This window comes from Niallia sp. NCCP-28, from assembly GCF_023168165.1.
In the GTDB taxonomy this organism is placed as follows: Bacteria; Bacillota; Bacilli; order Bacillales; family Cytobacillaceae; genus Niallia.
Window position 1 is genome coordinate 1 of record NZ_BQYJ01000021.1, and the last position, 20,128, is coordinate 20,128.

Genomic DNA, 20,128 nt, shown 5'->3' on the forward strand with positions numbered 1-20,128 from the left:
AATAACCATACAATAAAAAATCCTTAGGATCAAAAACCTAAGGATTTTTTATTGTATAAAAGCACAAAAATCCCTTGAAAATTCTGCTGCTGAAAAAGAGACTAAAATTTGCAGCTGATTACCGAAATAGACTAAAACAAAATAATAAGAATAGAAAACATAAATTATGATATATAGGAATGATGGAATAATAATTCTATATAGATTACATGCTTTAGACAGGAAGATGAATTGAGTATAATAAAAGATAAGAAAAAATAGAAAACATAAGGTGATTATATGGATAAGTATGAATGGCTTGCAAAAAACGCTGAAGACACACAGATAATTGCAGAAAAATTAGCAACCTTATTGAAGAGTGGCGATGTCATAACATTAGAAGGAGATTTAGGAGCAGGAAAAACTACCTTTACAAAAGGACTGGCTAAAGGATTAAATATCAACAGAACGGTAAACAGTCCTACCTTTACCATTATAAAAGAATATAATGGTCGTCTTCCCCTATATCATATGGATGTATATCGAGTTAAAGATTCATTTGAAGATTTAGGATTTGATGAATATTTTGAAGGAAATGGTGTTTGTGTGGTAGAATGGGCACATTTAATACAAGACCAGCTGCCTGAGGATTATTTAAAAATCAGCTTATTATATGAGGAAGAAAACAAGAGGAAAATTATTTTTGAACCTAATGGTGCAAGATATATGCATATATGTAAGGAGTTATTTTAATGAAAGTACTTGCGATTGATACATCTAATTTTGTTTTGGGAATTTCTATATTAGATAATGATAAAATAATTGGCGAATATGTAACAAATTTAAAGAAAAATCATTCTGTACGAGCTATGCCGGCAATTGAACAGTTAATGCGGGATTGTGATGTAAAGCCAAAGGATTTAACAAAAATAGTTGTTGCAAATGGTCCAGGTTCCTATACTGGAGTAAGAATTGGCGTTACGATTGCTAAAACACTTGCATGGACATTGCAAATACCATTGGTTGGGATATCAAGCTTAGAAGTTCTTGCTGCATCAGTGGGTCGTTATTATGATGGATTTGTATCTCCTATTTTTGATGCAAGAAGGGGACAAATTTATACAGGTTTATATAGATTTTCAAAGAATTCTTCTGCCACATTAAAAAAAGATCAGCTGATTTTAACGACAGATTGGATAGAGCAGTTAAAAGAAGAGAAAGAAAAAATCCTGTTTGTTGGCAATGATGTATCTTTGCACCAAAATATTATTGCTTCCGCTCTTTTGGAACAAGCGCAATTTGCACATGTGGCGGACGAAAACCCAAGACCAGCTGTTTTAGCTGTTTTAGGATCTGAAAAAGAAGGGCAAGATATCCACAGTTTTACGCCGAATTATATTCGATTGGCAGAGGCAGAGGCTAATTGGTTAAAAGCAAATAAGGGCAAAAAGGAAGAACAGGCATAATGGAAAAGTACGAGTTTCGCTATATGACGGTTAAAGATATTGAGGAAGTTTATACTATAGAGTCTATCTCTTTTCCTACTCCTTGGAGCAAAGAAGCATTTTATAATGAATTGACACAAAACCGTTTCGCTACATATGTAGTCATTGAACATGGGGAACACCTGGTAGGATATTGTGGTGTATGGATTGTAGTGGATGAAGCTCATATCACGAATATTGCAATACTTCCACAATTTAGAGGGTATAAATTAGGGGAAAATTTGCTCAAAAAAATTATGCAGGAAGCGAAAAATCGAGGAGCTAATACAATGACATTAGAAGTACGAGTTTCCAATATTATCGCACAAAATTTATATAGAAAATTAGGTTTCCAGGATGGGGCCATTAGAAAAAGGTATTATACAGATAATCAGGAAGATGCATTAGTAATGTGGGTGAAAATATAATGAAAAATAACTTAATTATATTAGGAATTGAAACAAGCTGTGATGAAACAGCAGTATCTGTAGTAAAAAATGGAACGGAAATTCTCTCAAATGTGGTTGCTTCACAAATAGAAAGTCATAAACGTTTTGGAGGAGTAGTGCCTGAAATAGCTTCAAGACATCATGTAGAGCAAATTACATTAGTAATAGAAGAAGCATTACAGCACGCTAAAATTACTTATGAGGATATTGACGCAATTGCAGTAACAGAAGGACCAGGACTTGTAGGAGCGCTATTGATAGGTGTCAATGCAGCAAAAGCAGTTAGTTTTGCACATGATATTCCCATAATAGGTGTACACCATATAGCAGGGCATATATATGCAAATCAACTTGTGGATAAATTAGAATTTCCTTTATTAGCTTTAGTTGTTTCAGGTGGACATACAGAGCTAGTATATATGAAAGAACACGGTCATTTTGAGGTTATTGGAGAAACAAGAGATGATGCGGCAGGAGAAGCGTATGATAAAGTAGCAAGAACGTTAAATATGCCGTATCCTGGCGGTCCACATATTGATCGATTAGCTCAAGTAGGAACACCTACTATTAAACTTCCTCGAGCATGGCTGGAGGATAGTTATGATTTTAGTTTTAGCGGGTTAAAATCTGCAGTTATCAACACTGTGCATAACGCTGAGCAGCGAGGGGAAAAGATTAAGCCAGAAGATTTAGCTGCAAGTTTTCAAGCGAGTGTTATAGAAGTGCTGGTGACTAAAACGATAAAAGCTGCGAAAGAGTATGGCGTAAAACAAGTGCTATTGGCAGGAGGAGTTGCTGCCAATAAAGGGCTTAGAGCAAGTTTAGAAAATGCGTTCCAACAATTGCCTACCGTAAAATTAACGGTGCCTCCTCTATCACTATGTACAGATAATGCAGCAATGATTGCAGCAGCAGGCACTGTTTTTTATCAAAAAGGCCAAAGATCAAGCCTGAATTTAAACGGTAATCCTGGACTCGATATAACAATCCACAATTGATAATGGGTTTTTATAAATAATCCCTGTGTGTATAACAGGGATTATTTATAATTTGGAACATTATAAACATCAAAATTGTTGATAACATTGCAGAGACAAATGAAAATATTTATAAGAGATTTTTGTTCTTTGGATAAAAAGCGAGAAAAGTTAGAAAACTGTGGGTATTGTGAATAATTAACAAGCGCATTGTGGATAATGTGCATAAACATGTGGAAAGCCATTGTTATCACTATTTTATTGTGGATAATAATGTGGAAAAAACCGGATACTTTAATATCCGGTTTTTCTGTTTAATTATCTGATAATTTCGTCCATTCTTCCATCAAGTCCTCTATTTGAGTTTTAAAGGATTGGATTTCATTATTTAAGGAATAAACTTTTTCATGGTCTTGGAATACATCTGGATTACATAATAATTCTTCTTGTTCTGAAACTTTTTGTTCCAAATCCTCAATAAGCTTTTCAATTTCTTCAATTCGCCGTAGTCGCTGTCGTTCTATTTTTTTTGCTTCTTTATCTAATTGATAATTGCTTTTATCTGTTTCAGCAGCTGTGACTTTATTATCAGTGTTCATTTTAGCCAGCTGCATTAATTCTTCTTGTTCTAATTTTTTTTCTACATAATAGTCATAATCACCTAGAAATTCAGTAGAACCGCCTCTTTGCAATTCAATTACTTTTGTAGCAATACGATTAATGAAATAGCGGTCATGGGAAACAAAAAGAATGGTTCCAGGATAATCGATTAGTGCATTTTCCAATACTTCTTTACTATCTAAATCAAGATGGTTTGTCGGTTCATCTAGAATTAATACATTAGATTGTTCCATCATTAATTTCGCAAGAGCAAGTCTGGCCTTTTCTCCGCCGCTAAGGGAGTTGACAGTTTTTAGAACATCATCTCCAGAAAATAAAAAATTTCCTAAGACTGTTCGGATTTCTTTCTCATTTTTTAAAGGAAAGTCGTCCCATAATTCATTTAAGACTCGTTTGTTAGAAGAAAGTTCTGCTTGTTCTTGGTCATAATAGCCAATCATCACATTAGATCCAAAAGATATAGAACCAGTGAAACTTGGGATTTTTTTGATAATGGTTTTTAAAAGAGTAGATTTGCCGACGCCATTTGGTCCTACCAGGGCGATACTGTCTCCTCTGGTAATATGAAAATTGATGTTTTCTGAAACTGTTTTTTCTTCATAGCCAATGGTTACATCCTTGATTTGCAATACATCATTTCCTGTTTGTTTTGCAATATTAAAACCAAAGTTGGCGGATTTTTCGTCTCCATCAGGTTTATCTAGTCTGTCCATTCGATCTAGTTTTTTTCGTCTGCTTTGTGCTCGTTTAGTAGTAGAGGCTCGAGCCAAATTCTTTTGAATAAAAGATTCTAATTTTGCTATTTCATCTTGCTGTTTTTCAAATAGCTTCATATCTCGCTCGTAATTTTCTGCTTTTTGTTTAAGATAATTGCTATAGTTGCCGGTAAAGCGCTGAATATGATGGCGTGATATTTCATAGACCTGTGTTACAACTTTGTCTAAAAAGTAGCGGTCATGGGATACAATTAAAACAGCACCATTATAGCTTTGTAAATATTGTTCTAGCCATGATAATGTTTCGATATCTAAATGGTTTGTTGGTTCGTCGAGTATAAGGATATCTGGTGTTGTCAGCAATAATTTTGCAAGAGCAAGCCTTGTTTTTTGTCCGCCGCTCAAACTGGAAATTTTTGTGTTGTAATCAAAAGAACTAAAGTTTAAGCCATGGAGAACAGATCTAATATCTGCTTCATATTGATATCCCCCGTCTTCTTTAAAATTAAACTGCAGACGATCGTACTCTTTCAGTATTTTTTCGAATTTGTTTGGTTCCGTTATTGTTTCTGAATCAGACATTAAGTGCTCTAACTTGCGTAGTTCTATCTCTTGTTTTTGCAAATCTTTAAATACGGTAAGCATTTCATCCCAAATAGAAAGAGTAGATTCTAATCCAGTATTTTGAGCAAGATAGCCGATTTCAATCGTTTTAGGTTTAATAATTTCTCCAGAATCATAAGATAAATGACCTGCAATCATTTTTAATAGGGTGGATTTTCCCGCTCCATTTCTGCCTACAAGGGCGATTCTATCTCGTGTTTGAACTTCTAATTTTATATTTGATAAGATAAGATCAGCTCCAAAATACTTGGATAGCTGATTTACTTGTAAAAGTATCATTTTTGCTTCACCTCAGGGAAATATGTACAATAAGTGTAACTCAAAAGAGAGGAAAACTGCAATAAAGTGCATATGACATTGAGTAGTCACCATTTTTGTCATTCAGGATGCATATGCTTTAAAGTATAATTAGAATAAAGAATATACATACACATTAGGCAAAAAATAGTGTATGATTTTGCATAGAGGTGTTTATAATGAGTGAATTTACGCACTTTAATAAAGATGGCAGAGCGAATATGGTAGATATAAGTGAAAAGCGTGAAACGGTTCGGACAGCAATTGCAAAAACTAGCGTTAAAGTAAATTCTAAAATATATGAGAAAATAACGATGCAGGAAATAAAAAAGGGAGACGTTTTGGGAGTTGCACAGGTAGCAGGTATTATGGCAGCTAAAAAAACGTCTGATTTAATTCCAATGTGCCATCCTATTCATTTAAGTGGAGTAGATATAGCGTTTGAATGGGAAAAGAGCCATGAGAATTATGAAGTGGAGATTACTGTACAAGTGAAAACTATTGGCAGTACCGGGGTAGAAATGGAGGCATTAACAGCAGCAGCTGCAACAGCCTTAACCATTTATGATATGTGCAAAAGTGTAGATAAAGGGATGGTTATTGGCCCAACTTATTTAGTAGAAAAAACTGGCGGCAAAAATGGCGATTATAGAAGATAGTATATAGTTAACCATTTTAGTTGCGGATAAAAAAATGATTTTTTAAAAATAACGGGTAGGGGATAAACATGAATAATGAGGTAATGAAGATTCCGCAGGCAACGGCAAAGCGGCTGCCTTTGTATTATCGGTTTTTAAAGAATTTGCATTCTTCCGGTAAACAGCGTGTTTCATCGGCAGAGTTGAGCGAGGCTGTTAAAGTAGACTCTGCCACAATTAGAAGAGATTTCTCCTATTTTGGAGCGCTTGGAAAAAAGGGGTATGGATATAATGTGAATTATTTACTGTCCTTTTTCCGGAAGACATTAGATCAAGATGAATTAACAAAAGTAGCTTTGATTGGTGTAGGGAATTTAGGCGTTGCTTTTTTAAAGTATAACTTTTTAAAAAATAACAATACAAAAATTGAAGTGGCATTTGATGTGGATGAAGCAAAAATTAAGGACAATATTAGTGATGTAACTATTTATCATATGGATGATTTAGAAAAAATCATCAAGGAAAATGATGTTCAAGTAGCAATTTTAACTGTTCCTGCAAATGTTGCTCAAACAATTACGGATCGATTGGTGGAAAGTTCGATAAAAGGAATTTTAAATTTTACACCTGCACGGTTAAGTGTGCCTCCAAGTGTTCGCATCCATCATATTGACTTAGCAGTAGAATTGCAATCGCTTGTCTACTTTTTAAAGCATTATCCAAATGTGGAAGAGGAAGAAGAGTGAAAAGAAAAAGCGCAAGTAAGAAGAGAAACGTTCTTATCTTTGCGCTTTTTTCTATTTCTTTTTATTCTTATTAGCTGACTTTTTGATAAAAAAATGAAAAGCGATAAGTCGAATGCCTGAACCTATATCAAAGGTTGCCAGTATAACTAGAATATAGGTGAAAAATCCCCAGCCCTGATTTGTTTGTATGTTCTCAATGGCAAAGTATATAAATACAATTCCCAAAAGAATATATAAAAAGCCGGAAAATAAAGCAGATTGCTTCATCTAAAATCCTCCAATAAATTTTGTAATCTGATTAGACTGCTCTATCCATTTTTGTATAGCATCTTGATTTAATTGGATGACAACAACCAGTGTGTTCATGGATACATGTGCAAATATCGGCACTAAAATTCTTTTTGTTTTCACATAAAGATAGGCAAATGTAAAACCCATGCTTGCATACAAAAGAATATGAGAAAATTCACTATGTGCTAATGCAAATAGGATGGAGCTTATTAAAGCAGATAAAAAGAAATTTAAACGTTTATATAACGTTCCGAAGATTATTTTACGAAAAACGACTTCTTCTAATATGGGCCCAATTATGCTAATCACAAGAATAACAATAGGAGAGCGTTCTACAAAAGCCATTAGTCTTTCTGTATTTTCGGATCCTTGCGTAATCCCAAATAAGCTTTCTATTATGCCAGCAGCACTTTGAGCAAATAAGGATAAGAAAATGCCTCCTATTGCCCAGCACATAGAAGAGATTACATTTGCTTGGTTATTTCTCATAGAATTCTTCATTTCATTGCGCAATAAGAGCAAGACTATTATCAGTGTAGCGGCAAAACTGAATATTAGCCAAATAACAACAGCAGAAAACTTCATCTCCTCTTGCTCGAATCCAAAAAATGAGCCCAGCAAATAAAGAAGAGGTATGCCTATAATGGAAGAAAATTGCATTGCGATATAAGTTATTAAAATAATCCAATATTCTTTTTTCAATGCACAAAGCTCCTTTTATTATCAGGTTTTAAAGGGGCAGGTTTCCAACTTTCACTTGTTATACTAAAGGTATTCTAGAAGGAGACAAAAATGCCGTTAATAGGCCATTGCATTATTGCTTTCGCTATCAAAGTAACTTGCAGGTTCTATAATCATTAGAAAGCTTTTAGAATACCTAAATCATGAAAGAGATTTGTAATAAAAAAGTGCCCATACTTACTATTTTACTAATAAGTGCTGCCATCTTTCAAATAGAAGCTACCAAAAAGATGAAATGAATAAAATTAAGTAGAAGTATTAATACTTTTTAGGAATAAAAAAGTATTAAAAAAATGTAAAAAATAATGCTTGTCTCTTGCAAAATAATCAAAGATTAATTAATATAATACTTGTGTTAGCACTCAAGGTGAATGAGTGCTAATAAATAATTATTAAATTGTATATTATTTGAGGAGGTTGTTTCACTTGTTAAAGCCATTAGGAGATCGTTTAATTATTGAACTAGTTGAAACTGAAGAAAAAACTGCAAGTGGTATCGTATTACCAGATTCTGCTAAAGAAAAGCCTCAAGAAGGTAAAGTGGTAGCTGTAGGTAGTGGTCGTGTTTTAGATAATGGTGAGCGCATTGCTCTTGAAGTATCTGTTGATGACCGCATCATCTTCTCAAAATATTCTGGTACAGAAGTAAAACATGAAGGAAAAGAATATTTAATCCTTCGTGAAAGTGATATTTTAGCAATCGTAGGATAATTACCATTTAAATCATATAAAACAAATGAACAAAATGAAATAGATAAATTAACCATCAATTTGAGGAGGTTTTACAAAATGGCAAAAGATATTAAATTTAGTGAAGAAGCTCGCCGTGCAATGCTACGTGGGGTTGACGCTCTTGCAGATGCTGTTAAAGTAACACTTGGACCAAAAGGACGAAATGTTGTATTAGAAAAGAAATTTGGTTCACCACTTATCACAAATGATGGTGTTACAATCGCAAAAGAAATCGAGCTAGAAGATGCATTTGAAAACATGGGTGCAAAATTAGTTGCTGAAGTTGCAAGCAAAACGAATGATGTAGCTGGGGACGGAACAACAACTGCAACAGTTTTAGCACAAGCAATGATTCGCGAAGGATTAAAAAACGTAACTGCTGGAGCTAATCCAATGGGCATTCGCAAAGGGATGGACAAAGCGATTACAACAGCAATTGAAGAGTTAAAAGCAATTTCTAAACCAATCGAAAGCAAAGAATCTATTGCACAAGTTGCTGCAATTTCTGCTGCTGATGATGAAGTAGGTAAATTAATTGCAGAAGCAATGGAACGCGTTGGAAACGACGGTGTTATTACTATCGAAGAATCAAAAGGTTTTACAACGGAATTAGATGTAGTGGAAGGTATGCAATTTGATCGCGGATATGTATCTCCTTACATGGTTACAGATTCAGATAAAATGGAAGCAGTTCTTGAAAATCCATACATTTTAATTACAGACAAAAAGATTTCTAACATTCAAGAAATTCTGCCTGTATTAGAGCAAGTGGTTCAACAAAGCAAACCATTATTAATTGTTGCTGAAGATGTAGAAGGAGAAGCAAATGCTACATTAATCATGAACAAACTTCGTGGTACTTTTAACGCAGTTGCAGTTAAAGCACCAGGATTTGGTGATCGTCGTAAAGCAATGTTAGAAGATATTGCTGTTCTTACTGGCGGTGAAGTAATTACTGAAGATTTAGGTTTAGAGCTTAAATCAGCTACAATTGACTCATTAGGACGCGCTGCAAAAGTAGTTGTAACAAAAGAAAATACTACAATTGTAGAAGGTGCTGGTGAATCTGAACAAATCGCTGCACGTATTAACCAAATCCGCGTTCAATTAGAAGAAACTACTTCTGAATTTGACCGTGAAAAATTACAAGAACGTCTTGCTAAACTTGCAGGCGGTGTAGCAGTAGTTAAAGTTGGAGCAGCTACTGAAACAGAATTAAAAGAACGCAAACTACGTATTGAAGATGCATTAAACTCAACTCGTGCTGCTGTAGAAGAAGGAATTGTAGCAGGTGGTGGTACTGCGCTTCTTAACGTATACAATAAAATTGCTGCTATCCAAGCAGAAGGCGACGAAGCAACTGGCATCAATATCGTTCTTCGCGCAATTGAAGAACCAGTTCGTCAAATCGCACACAATGCAGGTCTTGAAGGCTCTGTTATCGTAGAGCGCTTGAAAAACGAAGCAGTTGGCACAGGATTCAACGCTGCTAACGGCCAATGGGTAAACATGATCGAATCAGGAATTGTAGACCCTACAAAAGTTACTCGTTCTGCATTACAAAACGCAGGAAGTGTTGCTGCTATGTTCTTAACAACTGAAGCAGTAGTAGCTGACAAACCAGAACCAGCTGGCCAAGGTGGAATGCCTGACATGGGCGGCATGGGTGGAATGGGCGGCATGATGTAATAGGGGTATAAAACCTTATTATATCAGCGTTTGCAAGTCTTTACACTTTGTTAAGTGTCCGAAATTAGCTGATAAGTTTTTAGCGAGGCTTTCCATTAAGTTGCAAAACTTTTGGGAAGCCTCTTTTTTATTGTTTGCTCTTTTTTGATATGGTAGAATCATGTTGCCGATAATTTAGAAAAACAGATATACAGGGCGCCTTTAAGTGAGGATTAATTAGAAAATATTTGGAATGAACACAAGATACAAATTATGTAAGATGGGATTGGAATTTTTGCAGCAAATGGTTTTAAACTAACAAAGATTAGTTTAATTGTGAATGAAGCATTTACATTCGTGCTAGTTCAGCAGAAAGTTTGCGCCAGACGCTCGACGACACATTATGGGAACGTTGATTGGGAATGAATCCTGGTTGGTTATTTTTGTTCGGATTTTATTGATTATGTGCTTTATAATTTCTGTAGCTGTTTTTAAACACAAGAAAAAAGATAACCCGTTCGTTCAGTTCTTTCCCTTATAAAAGTCACATCTGTTGTGATTTTGAGAGATTGGAAATAATTGATTTTTACTACAAGCCAATAAATTATATGACTCCACCTTCACTTTATTGTTTCATCGAATAATATTTAATTCTTTGATTTATATATTGTGTCGTTGCCATTAAGGTTCTTCCCCAAAAAAGACAAAGGCAAAATAACTCTTTGCCATCAACTTCTAATCTTCAACCAGGTGCTCGATATCGAAATGTGGAACAGTATTTCTTAGAATTTCCTCAAATAAGTATGTATCTCCAATTTCCTTTTCTTGATATTCAGCGTAAAGCTCGTTTTCTTCTAAGATGATTTTTTCTCCATTAATGTAATAATCGAAAACTTTTCCTCCTTCGAAGCGTTTGATCATCATGTTCACATTTGGAACAGATGATAAGATTTTTTCTTTCGTTTCGTTAACGATAGTTAGTTCCTCTTCATCTGTCATTGTCTCTGGAAAGTCAAAATGCACCACTAAGTATAAAGGAGAATTTTCAAAAACACTTTGCAGTGTAATATTTTTGAATTTATAAATATCCTTATAGTTTTCATATAGTTTATCCGGATTTTCATCATAAGCAATATTCATCATCGTTCCACTTAGGTTCGAATTATATAAATAAATGGATTTAGGTGCAGTGCCGACAATATCTCTTATTTTTTTACTGTAGAGCGCACTTAAATGTGGCCCTATACTATTCATAAGTGGATCATCATTCTCCATATGCAAGATTTGTTCGTTTCCCTCATTGTCTTTATAAGCAATCTCCCAAGCTATGAAGTTTTCATTATAGTCTCCTGCTGCAATTGCTTTATTGTGTTCTTCGGATTTTTTCACTACCTTCCAATCCCCGAGCGTATAATCTAAGAAGTCTTTGTATTTAACGGTGTAATCCTCTGTAAAATCTCTAGTACAGCCGCTTAGCAAGAAAATGATTGAAACAAAAAATAATGCTGTTATTTTATTCATCCTGTTCCCCCTCTCTTGAAAACTCCATTATATCAAATTTCCAGTAAACAATTGCTTCATTCCTTTGACCGCAGCCATCATTCAATTGAAGAACTTTAACATTTTGCTGATATAGAGAATGTTAAAGAGGCTCTTCATAAGTTTAGTTAGCTTATGAGAAGCCTCTTTCTTTAGCAAGCGAATATCTGATCAATAAATTCAAATATCCAATAGAGGTCTAACATGTAAAAGCAGGTTGTTTAGGCTCTATTCCTTTTTGCAGAAGCAGAAAGCATGAGAACTAAGCTTCTTCTAAAACATATCTATCATTCCTCTGAACTGCTCCCAAAGGCCTCTGGAATCATGGTAAATCCTTCAATGACTGTATTTTCTTCTACTTCAATCATCAGATAGCGTTTTCCGCTTAATTCCACTTGTTTAACGTACTTTAAATCTGGTGGACTGATCGAAATATTAGCGATTTTTGTTTGGATTTTAATCGATTTGGAAGTGAATTTTGGCAAGATGCTATTTGCCTTTATCTCATATTTGTCATCATCAATAATTTTTTTGAAGGCTGTTTCTACTTTTTCTGTGTTTATATCTTCAAGGCCGCTCATTTTTAAGACTTGTTCGATGTCTTTGGAGTCTAATTTTGGCTGTTCTTCCTCTTCGTTTTCTACAATTATCCGGTTAATTTCTTCATAGACATTGGATAGGGTGGAGGTATTTAATTGATCTCCCGTGACGTCTTTAATGATTTCTTCAAATACAATTTTATCGTCTTGGGCGGTCATTATTTCTTCGCCATTTAACACTTCTTCGATAAATTGATAATCTGGTTCATGAACTTTGCCTGCTGAATACAGTATGTGGTTAACATCCGCTGCATTGTCTGTAAAACAAGGGAAAAGAAATCCTGCCATTGGAGATTGGAGGTTAATGATTGGGTCCACAACAATATTGTATTTAAACTCTTTCTCCACATAGTCAAAAAGCAGCTCTTTTTTTGGTTCTTGTGTATTATTTATGCTGCATAAAATAAAGGGATGGGAGTAAACGGTATCTCGTTCACTTGTTTCACTTTCCTCATTTCGGCGCTTTGTTGGCTTTAAATACTCTCCATGAATGAATGTGACAACAATATCTTTTTCATATTGTCTGCTTGCAAGCATTTTGTCTACGATTTGAAGCATTTGCTCTTTCCAGTCATCCGCCTCTTTGCTAAGCAATCCTTGATGCAAAATAAGCTGGCTGCTATTTTCGGCATCCCTTTGAAACTTTAATTCAAATAGCTTCTCATCCAATTGGCCAGCAAGCAACTTTTTAAAGTTATTCAAAAATAATTCTTGCTGATCTTGGTCAAGCATGCCAAATGGCTGACTTTGATAATGATAAATATCACTTGATTCTTTCATGATATACACATTAAAAATGTCAGAGATTTTGAGCAAATCATTGTTTATTTTGAATTGTTTTCGAATATTTGCAATGTCCTTTTTGTTCATAATGTTTAACACTCCTAAGCTAACCCGATTATCGTGCTATAAGATATATAAGTACTTTCTAACTTCTAGTAATTTATTTATTTTACCATATTTGTTTTATGGATTATAAAGGGAAACGGCATTTTTTGCAGAGGATAAAATATAAAAGAACTTAAAGGGGGGAATAGGAAAAGCAGCAGCCGGTAATCATAGTAAAAATCACTTCCTATATAAAGTTAGAAGTGATTTTTGTGTTGTTACATTTAGTTTGCAATGTCTTAAAATTGTCTCTATCAATTATAAAAACAGCAAAAGGCTGTCTAGCAAAGGGAAAAAAGGAGACTATTTAATTGAAAAGCTGTATTTAGCCATCCATATACAGAGGGTCGTAAATTGCTGAGTGCATAAAGAGCTGCGAAAGAGCATTAAATCGGAGAAATTTTATTATAGTCAGAAAAATGGCCCGTAAGCAACATGAAAATAAAATACTAATATTTTTCTAACATAGAGGGATAATTAATGGAGGCTTGCTTGCATATTAGCTAAGCCTTTTTTATTGTTTAGGATTAAATATTTTGGCTGCAGGAATAGTAGATCTGAGAATTGCTTCACAGACTGCCTTTAAATCTTTATTTGTCTGAATAGGGAATTTTCCTTTTAGAAACAATGAGAATGAGTGAAGCTTAATCCATTCTCATTGTTTCTTTTTGTTCTTCTGCTGTTTCTTTTCTTTTTTCATCATTTATTTCTTGATGCTCTTTGCGCATTTCTCCGCATGTAATGCATTGACCGCTGTAATAATAATTAAATTTATGATAACCTCTTAGTTTACATATTAATTCTCCAAATATCATTCTTTTTCAACTCCTTTATGTATAGATTTATTTTACAATACAAAGGAAAGTCCTATGGTTAAATAATAGTAACGTTGCTGGCAAGTTAGTGACAATAAGACAATTCTTTTAATGCTTTGCGACAAAATGATCGAAGTATAACAAACAGAAAACTATTGCGTTACATTTTTTTTACTTTTGTTTGAAAACAAAAGGGAAATATTATTTTTGGAACTTTTTTAATCGTCTCTCGTAAATAGAGAAGATTCTTTTTAGAGGGGTCTGAAAATTCCTAAAAAGTGCTAATTCATGTAAAATAAATATAACTGTATACAAAAAGAAGTTTGCATTTTAGTGAGAAAGAAATAGGAGGGGATAAAATGGGTGTTATGCTAAGCAAAGGACAAAAGGTAGATTTAACGAAGGCTCATCCAGGATTAACAAATGTGGTAGTAGGGTTGGGCTGGGATATTGCACAAAATGGCAGCAACTATGATTTAGACGCATCTGCGTTTCTTTTGGGGCAGAATGGCAAGGTGCATAATGACTTGGACTTTATTTTTTATAATAATCCTAGTGGCGCTAATGGTTCTATCCTCTATAGCGGCGATAACAGAACAGGTGCAGGGAATTTTGATGATGAGCAAATAAGGATAGATTTATCAAAAGTGCCTCAAAGCATTCAGCGTATTGCCTTTACCATCACGATACATAATGCATATGAAAAAGGGCAAAACTTCGGGCAAATCTCCAATGGCTATGTCCGCATATTTAATGAGAGAGATAATGTTGAACTAATTCGTTTTGATCTTGGACGGGATTATACGGTAGAAACGGCTATTGTAGCGGCAGAATTATATCGCCATAATGGGGAATGGAAATTTAATGCAATTGGCAGCGGCTTTCAAGGTGGGTTAGCAGCTTTATGCAAGAATTTTGGCGTAACGGTTGATGACGAACCAGTTCAACAGCCAATCAATTCGTCTTTCTCACAACCACAATCCTTTTCTTCTGCTCAAGCAATGCCATACAATAACCAAAATCAATTTGGTCAAACAAATTATCAAAATCAAACAAGTCCTTCTAACTATGGACAAGCTCAGCAATCTCCACCGTACCAAACGCCAAATGGTGGATATCCAGCATCTTCGTATAATCAGCCTGTTTCAACTTCTCCAACATATGGAGGAGATGACGTTGTTTGCCCTCGATGCCATGGAACGAATATACGTACAGGGGAGAAGGGGTTTGGCTTAGGAAAAGCCGCAATTGGTGGATTAATTTTAGGTCCAGTAGGTTTATTGGGCGGATTTATTGGCAAAAAACAATTAAAGTTCACTTGTAATAATTGTGGAAATGCCTGGTCTCCTTCTAATACTGACTATGCAGAATGGGGCAGACAGCAAAAACAAAAAGCAAAGGAATTATTTATGCGATTTAAAAGCCCAGATGTGCTGGATGCGGTGGTTGCTGCTTGTGCATTAGTCGGCATGGCCGATGGTAGGTTAGATCCTTCTGAAGAAAGAAAAATGATGGAATTTATTCATCAAAGTGAAGAATTGCGCGTTTTTGATACAAATAAAGTTCAACAGCAATTTAATCAGTTTGTAAGAAGGTTAGAATATGATCAGATTATCGGCAGAGCAGAGTGTTTCAGAGCACTTGGCAAAGTTCGATCAAAGCCTGAGATTGCAAGATTAGTTGCAAGATACTGTATTGCAGTCGGGTATGCGGATGGTCATTTTGATCAAAGGGAAAAACAAACAGTTATTGAAATATGCCAGGAGTTGGGGTTAAATCCAAATGAATTTTTATCATAAGAAGAGATACAAGTAATCAGTTTTGGTCTTCATGGGATTGGATAAGTTCCATGAAGGCTGAAAAATATTTATTTCTTCTAGAAATAAGTCGTGCTATTAATTTTCTAGAATAATAAAAAGGAGAAGAGATATGCCTGATTCTGAAACTAATAATAAAATTAACAGAATAATTGAAAATATAGAAAAGGTCATGATTGGCAAAAGAGAAGTTGTAGAATTAAGCATTACAGCATTATTGGCACAAGGGCATGTTCTATTGGAAGATGTTCCGGGGGTCGGGAAAACCATGATGGTTCGGTCTTTGGCAAAGTCTATTGGCGCAAATTTTAGAAGAATACAATTTACCCCTGATTTGCTTCCTTCAGATGTAACGGGAGTATCCATCTACAATCAGAAAGAAATGGAATTTCAATTTGTCCCAGGTCCTATCTTAGGAAATATTATATTAGCAGATGAAATTAATAGAACCTCTCCGAAGACGCAATCTGCATTATTAGAAGCAATGGAAGAAAGTAGCGTCACCATTGACGGGATAACCCACTCTTTAAATAAACCCTTCTTTGTTATGGCCACACAAAATCCAATTGAATATGAAGGAACATATCCTTTGCCAGAAGCGCAGCTGGATCGTTTTTTATTAAAAATGAATATGGGCTATCCGACGATGGAAGAAGAAGTGGAAGTGCTGACAAGATTGCAGGTGCAAGCGCCAATTGAAAATTTGCATTCTGTTGTTTCTATAGAAGAACTTGCATCGCTTCAAAATGAAGTAAAGCAAGTTTATGTTGATGAAACAATCAAAAGATATATCGTGGAATTATTAATGGGAACAAGAAGCCATCCCCATGTCTATTTAGGAGCGAGCCCAAGAGGATCGATTGCTTTAATGAGGGCAGCCCAAAGCTATGCTTTTATTAAAGGCCGGGATTATGTGATTCCAGATGATATTCAATATTTAATAAAAGCAGTGGTTGCGCATCGAATTATCTTAAAGTCAGAGGCAAAGTTTGAAGGGATTTCAGCAGAGGATATTATTGATGATATTGTATTGCAAGTTGCTGTTCCCGTACAAAGGCTTGTAAGCAAATGAATCATTTGAAAAAAATATTAATCTCTTTATGGAAGTTGCTTTTGTTGTTTATGCTAATTGGAGCTGCATTTTCTTATGCCATGTTTCAAGGAGGTTTTGTCAGCTGGTTTTTATTTTACAGTTTTCTTCCTTTTGCAGTGTATGGTCTGGTATTAGCTGTTTATCCGCTCAGGGATTGGGATGTTACAAGAAAGCTTGCAAAACATGAGTATAATGCGAAAGAAACATTAACTGTAGAAATACAAGTGAAGCGAAAAATTTTTATGCCTATTTTTTATTTGCTTGTTGAAGATAGCGTCAGCCCTGTATTGCTAAATAACTTAACGAGTAAAAAACTCTTTTTTCCAGGATTCAAAAGAACAATTCGCTTTAAGTATGTGCTTGATGAATTACCTAGAGGAGAGCATGCATTTTATCATACTACTATTAAAATAGGCGATCCCTTTGGATTTATGGAAAAGGAATGGGAAATTCAAAATTTAGAAAAAATCATTGTTTTCCCAGAATATGAGGAAGTTATCTATAACACTTTTAGCAATCATTATGAACAGGGAACGGTAGCATCAAAGAATATAATACAAAGAGACACCACTATGGCGGCAGGGATAAGAGAATATCGCCCAGGGGACCGTTTTTCATGGATCAACTGGAAAGCAAGCGCTAAACGAAATGATATAATGATTAAGGAATTTGAGCAAAGACAAACAGAGGATGTTTTTATTTTGTTGGACTGTAAGGAACATGATGCTTTTGAAACAATGGTTTCTTTTACAGCTACATTAATTAGATCGATATTAAAAAAAGGAGTGCAAGTTGGCTTTTTATCTACTGAAAAAGAAAAAACAGTTTTTCCGATAAGAGGAGGAGAGGTTCAACAGCGCCTGCTTTTTCATCATTTAGCGAAACTAAAAAATAATAGCCCTGTTTCCCTTGTACAATTATTGGAAAGTGAATTTTTTGTTTTTCAGCAAAATACAGCCATAATGCTAATTACTGCTGATTTTTCAAAGGAACTGATAAAGGCAGTGAGTTTGCTGGCTGCTCGGAAATACAATCTGAATATATTTTTGGCCAAAGACAGCAATAAAGGGTTATCAAATGAAGAATTGTTTTTACAAAGCGAGGTATTTAGAAGCAGGGTCCGTGTGATTCCTATCGAAAAAGGCAGGTTTCAGAATGCGTTTTTGGAGGTGAAAACACGATGAACCAAAGGCTTGAATCGAGGAAGACTATTTCAAATTTTATTCTTTATGCATTAGGTTTTTTGCTTGTTTGGGAATGGCTAAGACCGATTGAACAATTAACGAATACAGGCCATATTGCTGTTTTTATTTTTTTTCTATTGATTGCACTTATACTTGCTTTTTTACAAGTTCCCCCCATTTTAAGTGGAGGAATAAAAGGCATTTATATTCTCTTTATGCTGCAGCATTTATATGATGAATCTTCCTTTCTCTCCTTTCACTGGATAAGTATGTTTTTAGAAGAAATATCGGCTAATTTTGCAATAATGTTTGATACGAATTGGCCAGAAATGTCTAATCTATTCAAAAGTTTATTGTTTTTTATTTTGTTATGGTTAATGTGCTATTTAATCGACTACTGGTTAATAAAAAAAAGGAGAATATTTACTTTTTTATTATTAACAATGATCTATATAACGGTATTAGATACCTTTACTCCTTATAGTGCAAATGAATCGATAATAAGAACTGTTATTATTGGGTTTATTATAATGGGAATGCTGACGTTTTTGCGCTTAAAGGATAGAGAAGGAGGAGCTTTGAAAGAGCGATACCTTTTTAAGTGGATGCTGCCATTATTAGTTTTTGTAGCAATAAGCTCAATGCTGGGTTATTTGGCTCCAAAAGCAGAACCAACGTGGCCAGATCCGGTTCCTTTTATCCAATCATTAAATGAGAATGCTGGTGGAATCAACGAGACAAAAGGTAATCAGCGGGTAGGGTATAGTGTAGATGATTCTCAGTTAGGAGGATCTTTTAAGGGGGATGATACTGTTGTGTTTCAAGCGCAGACATCAATTCCTCATTATTGGAAGGTAGAAACAAAAGATACCTATACTGGAAAAGGGTGGATCCAGTCGGAACAATCTATTGAAGCAAATGAGCTAGACAAAGAAACGGTAGAGGAAGGGGCGGAAATACCGTTTGTTTCTTTTGAAGAAGGTGGGAAGGTAAAGTTTGCTGAATACAAAAGCAGTGTGGAGTTTGAAGAGCCTTTCTCTTATCTTTTATATCCTTTAGGTGTAGAATCTATAATAGATGTAGAATCGACGCTTGAACTAGAAAAGGGGATCGAACGGATTACGCCTACGTTTCCTGTAAAGAGTTACAGTGTAAGATTTAATAAGCCTGAATATAGCCTAGAGGCTTTGACGACTGATGATTTCAGCACATTTGTTCAAGAGAATCAAGAGATGGCTCAAAGGTACTTGCAGCTTCCAGATACTTTGCCCAAGCGGGTCATAGATTTAGCAGCAGAGATTACTGAGAACGAAGATAATGCATTTAGTAAAGCACGTGCAATTGAAAAATATTTTTCCCAAAATGGATTTGTATACAGCAAGGAAAACGTAGCGGTGCCAAGTGAAGAAGATGATTATGTCGACCAATTTTTATTTGAAACAAAAAGCGGGTATTGCGATAACTATTCTACCTCTATGGTGACGTTACTGCGGTCAATTGGCATTCCTGCAAGATGGGTAAAAGGTTTCACAGAAGGGGAAGCAATTAAAAAAAGCACAGATGGCGATGTGTACGAAGTAACAAATAATAATGCTCATTCTTGGGTAGAAGCATATTTTCCTAATGTTGGCTGGGTATCATTTGAACCCACTCAAGGATTTGCCAATGAAAATACGTATGTAAATGATGTCCAAAATGAGATTAACCAAGAAGAGTCTAATCAGCAGACAGAAGAGCAAGAAGAACAACAAGCAGCGCCAGAAAACCCTCAAACAGAAGAGCAACAAACTGCCTTTACAGAAAAAGAAGAGTTTTCTGTTTGGGATGCAAAAGCTGAGAGGTTTGCTGAGGATAATTGGAAATGGTTGATGCTAGGTGCAACATTGATTCTTGCAATAAGCATGCTGCTCTATAGATACCGCTATAAATGGCTGCCTCATTATTATATTTGGAAATTTAACCATAAAAAAACGAGCAAGGATTTTCCAGAGGCCTATTTAGTTTTACTTAAAGTATTGGAAATATATGGTGTGAAAAAAGAAAAAAATAGTACATTAAGAGAATATGCGAAACAAATAGACCATCTTTTTGATACAGATGAGATGGCGATTCTAACAGCTAACTATGAAGAGTTTTTATATAAAGGAGCTGTTTATAGCGGCGATCGGAATGAATTGATGGAATTGTGGGAAAATTTAATTAAAAAAACAACTGCTTGACCATTAATTCG

At 35.0% G+C, this 20,128-nt stretch carries 18 protein-coding genes; 12 read left to right on the forward strand and 6 right to left on the reverse strand.

What is annotated here, in order from left to right; genetic code table 11:
• Nucleotides 1-279: 279 nt before the first annotated feature.
• The 4 genes from tsaE to tsaD are packed head-to-tail and all read left to right on the forward strand — an operon-like array spanning nucleotide 280 to nucleotide 2,910.
• Complete coding sequence (gene tsaE, locus NCCP28_RS23040) at nucleotides 280-732, forward strand: tRNA (adenosine(37)-N6)-threonylcarbamoyltransferase complex ATPase subunit type 1 TsaE (RefSeq protein WP_248563499.1); 453 nt, start codon at nucleotides 280-282, stop codon at nucleotides 730-732.
• Nucleotides 732-1,445: a tRNA (adenosine(37)-N6)-threonylcarbamoyltransferase complex dimerization subunit type 1 TsaB gene (tsaB, locus tag NCCP28_RS23045; RefSeq protein WP_248563500.1), complete on the forward strand. Its 714-nt coding sequence runs from the start codon at nucleotides 732-734 to the stop codon at nucleotides 1,443-1,445. The genes tsaE and tsaB overlap by 1 nt, the downstream gene beginning before the upstream one ends.
• Complete coding sequence (gene rimI, locus NCCP28_RS23050; protein WP_248563501.1) at nucleotides 1,445-1,891, forward strand: ribosomal protein S18-alanine N-acetyltransferase; 447 nt, start codon at nucleotides 1,445-1,447, stop codon at nucleotides 1,889-1,891. Before tsaB ends, rimI begins: the two co-directional genes overlap by 1 nt.
• On the forward strand, nucleotides 1,891-2,910 hold the full coding sequence (tsaD, locus tag NCCP28_RS23055; protein ID WP_248563502.1) for a tRNA (adenosine(37)-N6)-threonylcarbamoyltransferase complex transferase subunit TsaD: 1,020 nt from the start codon (nucleotides 1,891-1,893) through the stop codon (nucleotides 2,908-2,910). Before rimI ends, tsaD begins: the two co-directional genes overlap by 1 nt.
• Before the next feature lie 293 nt (nucleotides 2,911-3,203).
• Here the strand turns inward: tsaD and NCCP28_RS23060 are convergent, their stop codons facing one another.
• The gene (locus tag NCCP28_RS23060; RefSeq protein ID WP_248563503.1) at nucleotides 3,204-5,129 is read right to left on the reverse strand and encodes an ABC-F family ATP-binding cassette domain-containing protein; all 1,926 of its coding nucleotides are present in this window, start codon (nucleotides 5,127-5,129) and stop codon (nucleotides 3,204-3,206) included.
• Between the two features lie 197 nt (nucleotides 5,130-5,326).
• On the opposite strand from NCCP28_RS23060, the gene moaC reads away from it, so the two are divergent.
• Both moaC and NCCP28_RS23070 read left to right on the forward strand, forming a co-directional pair.
• On the forward strand, nucleotides 5,327-5,806 hold the full coding sequence (moaC, locus tag NCCP28_RS23065; protein ID WP_248563504.1) for a cyclic pyranopterin monophosphate synthase MoaC: 480 nt from the start codon (nucleotides 5,327-5,329) through the stop codon (nucleotides 5,804-5,806).
• Between the two features lie 68 nt (nucleotides 5,807-5,874).
• Complete coding sequence (locus NCCP28_RS23070) at nucleotides 5,875-6,531, forward strand: redox-sensing transcriptional repressor Rex (RefSeq protein ID WP_248563505.1); 657 nt, start codon at nucleotides 5,875-5,877, stop codon at nucleotides 6,529-6,531.
• A 51-nt stretch (nucleotides 6,532-6,582) separates the two neighbouring features.
• Here NCCP28_RS23070 and NCCP28_RS23075 read toward each other — a convergent pair whose 3' ends face one another.
• Complete coding sequence (locus NCCP28_RS23075; RefSeq protein WP_248563506.1) at nucleotides 6,583-6,798, reverse strand: DUF4305 domain-containing protein; 216 nt, start codon at nucleotides 6,796-6,798, stop codon at nucleotides 6,583-6,585.
• Entirely contained in the window at nucleotides 6,799-7,524 is a 726-nt protein-coding gene (locus NCCP28_RS23080; RefSeq protein ID WP_248563507.1) for a CPBP family intramembrane glutamic endopeptidase, read from the reverse strand.
• Nucleotides 7,525-7,989: 465 nt separating this feature from the next.
• Between NCCP28_RS23080 and groES the strand changes: the two genes are divergently transcribed.
• Both groES and groL read left to right on the forward strand, forming a co-directional pair.
• A complete protein-coding gene (gene groES / locus NCCP28_RS23085) occupies nucleotides 7,990-8,274 on the forward strand; it encodes a co-chaperone GroES (protein WP_248563508.1) in 285 nt (94 codons plus the stop codon).
• 78 nt (nucleotides 8,275-8,352) lie between these two features.
• Entirely contained in the window at nucleotides 8,353-9,984 is a 1,632-nt protein-coding gene (gene groL, locus NCCP28_RS23090) for a chaperonin GroEL (protein WP_248563509.1), read from the forward strand.
• Between the two features lie 714 nt (nucleotides 9,985-10,698).
• Here the strand turns inward: groL and NCCP28_RS23095 are convergent.
• The 3 genes from NCCP28_RS23095 to NCCP28_RS23105 all read right to left on the reverse strand — a co-directional run bounded on the left by NCCP28_RS23095 (nucleotide 10,699) and on the right by NCCP28_RS23105 (nucleotide 13,804).
• On the reverse strand, nucleotides 10,699-11,484 hold the full coding sequence (locus NCCP28_RS23095; RefSeq protein WP_248563510.1) for a hypothetical protein: 786 nt from the start codon (nucleotides 11,482-11,484) through the stop codon (nucleotides 10,699-10,701).
• Between the two features lie 305 nt (nucleotides 11,485-11,789).
• Entirely contained in the window at nucleotides 11,790-12,971 is a 1,182-nt protein-coding gene (locus NCCP28_RS23100) for a DUF4317 domain-containing protein (RefSeq protein ID WP_248563511.1), read from the reverse strand.
• Between the two features lie 662 nt (nucleotides 12,972-13,633).
• Entirely contained in the window at nucleotides 13,634-13,804 is a 171-nt protein-coding gene (locus NCCP28_RS23105; protein ID WP_248563512.1) for a hypothetical protein, read from the reverse strand.
• Nucleotides 13,805-14,163: 359 nt separating this feature from the next.
• Between NCCP28_RS23105 and NCCP28_RS23110 the strand changes: the two genes are divergently transcribed.
• The 4 genes from NCCP28_RS23110 to NCCP28_RS23125 all read left to right on the forward strand — a co-directional run bounded on the left by NCCP28_RS23110 (nucleotide 14,164) and on the right by NCCP28_RS23125 (nucleotide 20,117).
• Nucleotides 14,164-15,603 (forward strand): TerD family protein, encoded by a 1,440-nt coding sequence (locus NCCP28_RS23110; protein WP_248563513.1) that lies wholly within the window; start codon nucleotides 14,164-14,166, stop codon nucleotides 15,601-15,603.
• A 130-nt stretch (nucleotides 15,604-15,733) separates the two neighbouring features.
• Nucleotides 15,734-16,693 (forward strand): AAA family ATPase, encoded by a 960-nt coding sequence (locus tag NCCP28_RS23115; protein ID WP_248563514.1) that lies wholly within the window; start codon nucleotides 15,734-15,736, stop codon nucleotides 16,691-16,693.
• A gap of 50 nt (nucleotides 16,694-16,743) precedes the next feature.
• Nucleotides 16,744-17,898 carry a DUF58 domain-containing protein gene (locus tag NCCP28_RS23120; RefSeq protein ID WP_248563520.1) on the forward strand — a complete coding sequence of 385 codons (1,155 nt, stop codon included), beginning with the start codon at nucleotides 16,744-16,746 and terminating at the stop codon, nucleotides 17,896-17,898.
• Entirely contained in the window at nucleotides 17,895-20,117 is a 2,223-nt protein-coding gene (locus NCCP28_RS23125; RefSeq protein WP_248563515.1) for a transglutaminase TgpA family protein, read from the forward strand. Before NCCP28_RS23120 ends, NCCP28_RS23125 begins: the two co-directional genes overlap by 4 nt.
• Nucleotides 20,118-20,128: the final 11 nt, after the last annotated feature.

What these genes read in the sequence shown, in the direction of transcription:
- tsaE (WP_248563499.1), top strand. Translation starts at nt 280, where the DNA reads ATGGATAAGTATGAATGGCTTGCAAAAAACGCTGAAGACACACAGATA.
- tsaB (WP_248563500.1), top strand. Translation starts at nt 732, where the DNA reads ATGAAAGTACTTGCGATTGATACATCTAATTTTGTTTTGGGAATTTCT.
- rimI (WP_248563501.1), top strand. Translation starts at nt 1,445, where the DNA reads ATGGAAAAGTACGAGTTTCGCTATATGACGGTTAAAGATATTGAGGAA.
- tsaD (WP_248563502.1), top strand. Translation starts at nt 1,891, where the DNA reads ATGAAAAATAACTTAATTATATTAGGAATTGAAACAAGCTGTGATGAA.
- NCCP28_RS23060 (WP_248563503.1), bottom strand. Translation starts at nt 5,129, where the DNA reads ATGATACTTTTACAAGTAAATCAGCTATCCAAGTATTTTGGAGCTGAT.
- moaC (WP_248563504.1), top strand. Translation starts at nt 5,327, where the DNA reads ATGAGTGAATTTACGCACTTTAATAAAGATGGCAGAGCGAATATGGTA.
- NCCP28_RS23070 (WP_248563505.1), top strand. Translation starts at nt 5,875, where the DNA reads ATGAATAATGAGGTAATGAAGATTCCGCAGGCAACGGCAAAGCGGCTG.
- NCCP28_RS23075 (WP_248563506.1), bottom strand. Translation starts at nt 6,798, where the DNA reads ATGAAGCAATCTGCTTTATTTTCCGGCTTTTTATATATTCTTTTGGGA.
- groL (WP_248563509.1), top strand. Translation starts at nt 8,353, where the DNA reads ATGGCAAAAGATATTAAATTTAGTGAAGAAGCTCGCCGTGCAATGCTA.
- NCCP28_RS23095 (WP_248563510.1), bottom strand. Translation starts at nt 11,484, where the DNA reads ATGAATAAAATAACAGCATTATTTTTTGTTTCAATCATTTTCTTGCTA.
- NCCP28_RS23100 (WP_248563511.1), bottom strand. Translation starts at nt 12,971, where the DNA reads ATGAACAAAAAGGACATTGCAAATATTCGAAAACAATTCAAAATAAAC.
- NCCP28_RS23105 (WP_248563512.1), bottom strand. Translation starts at nt 13,804, where the DNA reads ATGATATTTGGAGAATTAATATGTAAACTAAGAGGTTATCATAAATTT.
- NCCP28_RS23110 (WP_248563513.1), top strand. Translation starts at nt 14,164, where the DNA reads ATGGGTGTTATGCTAAGCAAAGGACAAAAGGTAGATTTAACGAAGGCT.
- NCCP28_RS23115 (WP_248563514.1), top strand. Translation starts at nt 15,734, where the DNA reads ATGCCTGATTCTGAAACTAATAATAAAATTAACAGAATAATTGAAAAT.
- NCCP28_RS23120 (WP_248563520.1), top strand. Translation starts at nt 16,744, where the DNA reads ATGCTAATTGGAGCTGCATTTTCTTATGCCATGTTTCAAGGAGGTTTT.
- NCCP28_RS23125 (WP_248563515.1), top strand. Translation starts at nt 17,895, where the DNA reads ATGAACCAAAGGCTTGAATCGAGGAAGACTATTTCAAATTTTATTCTT.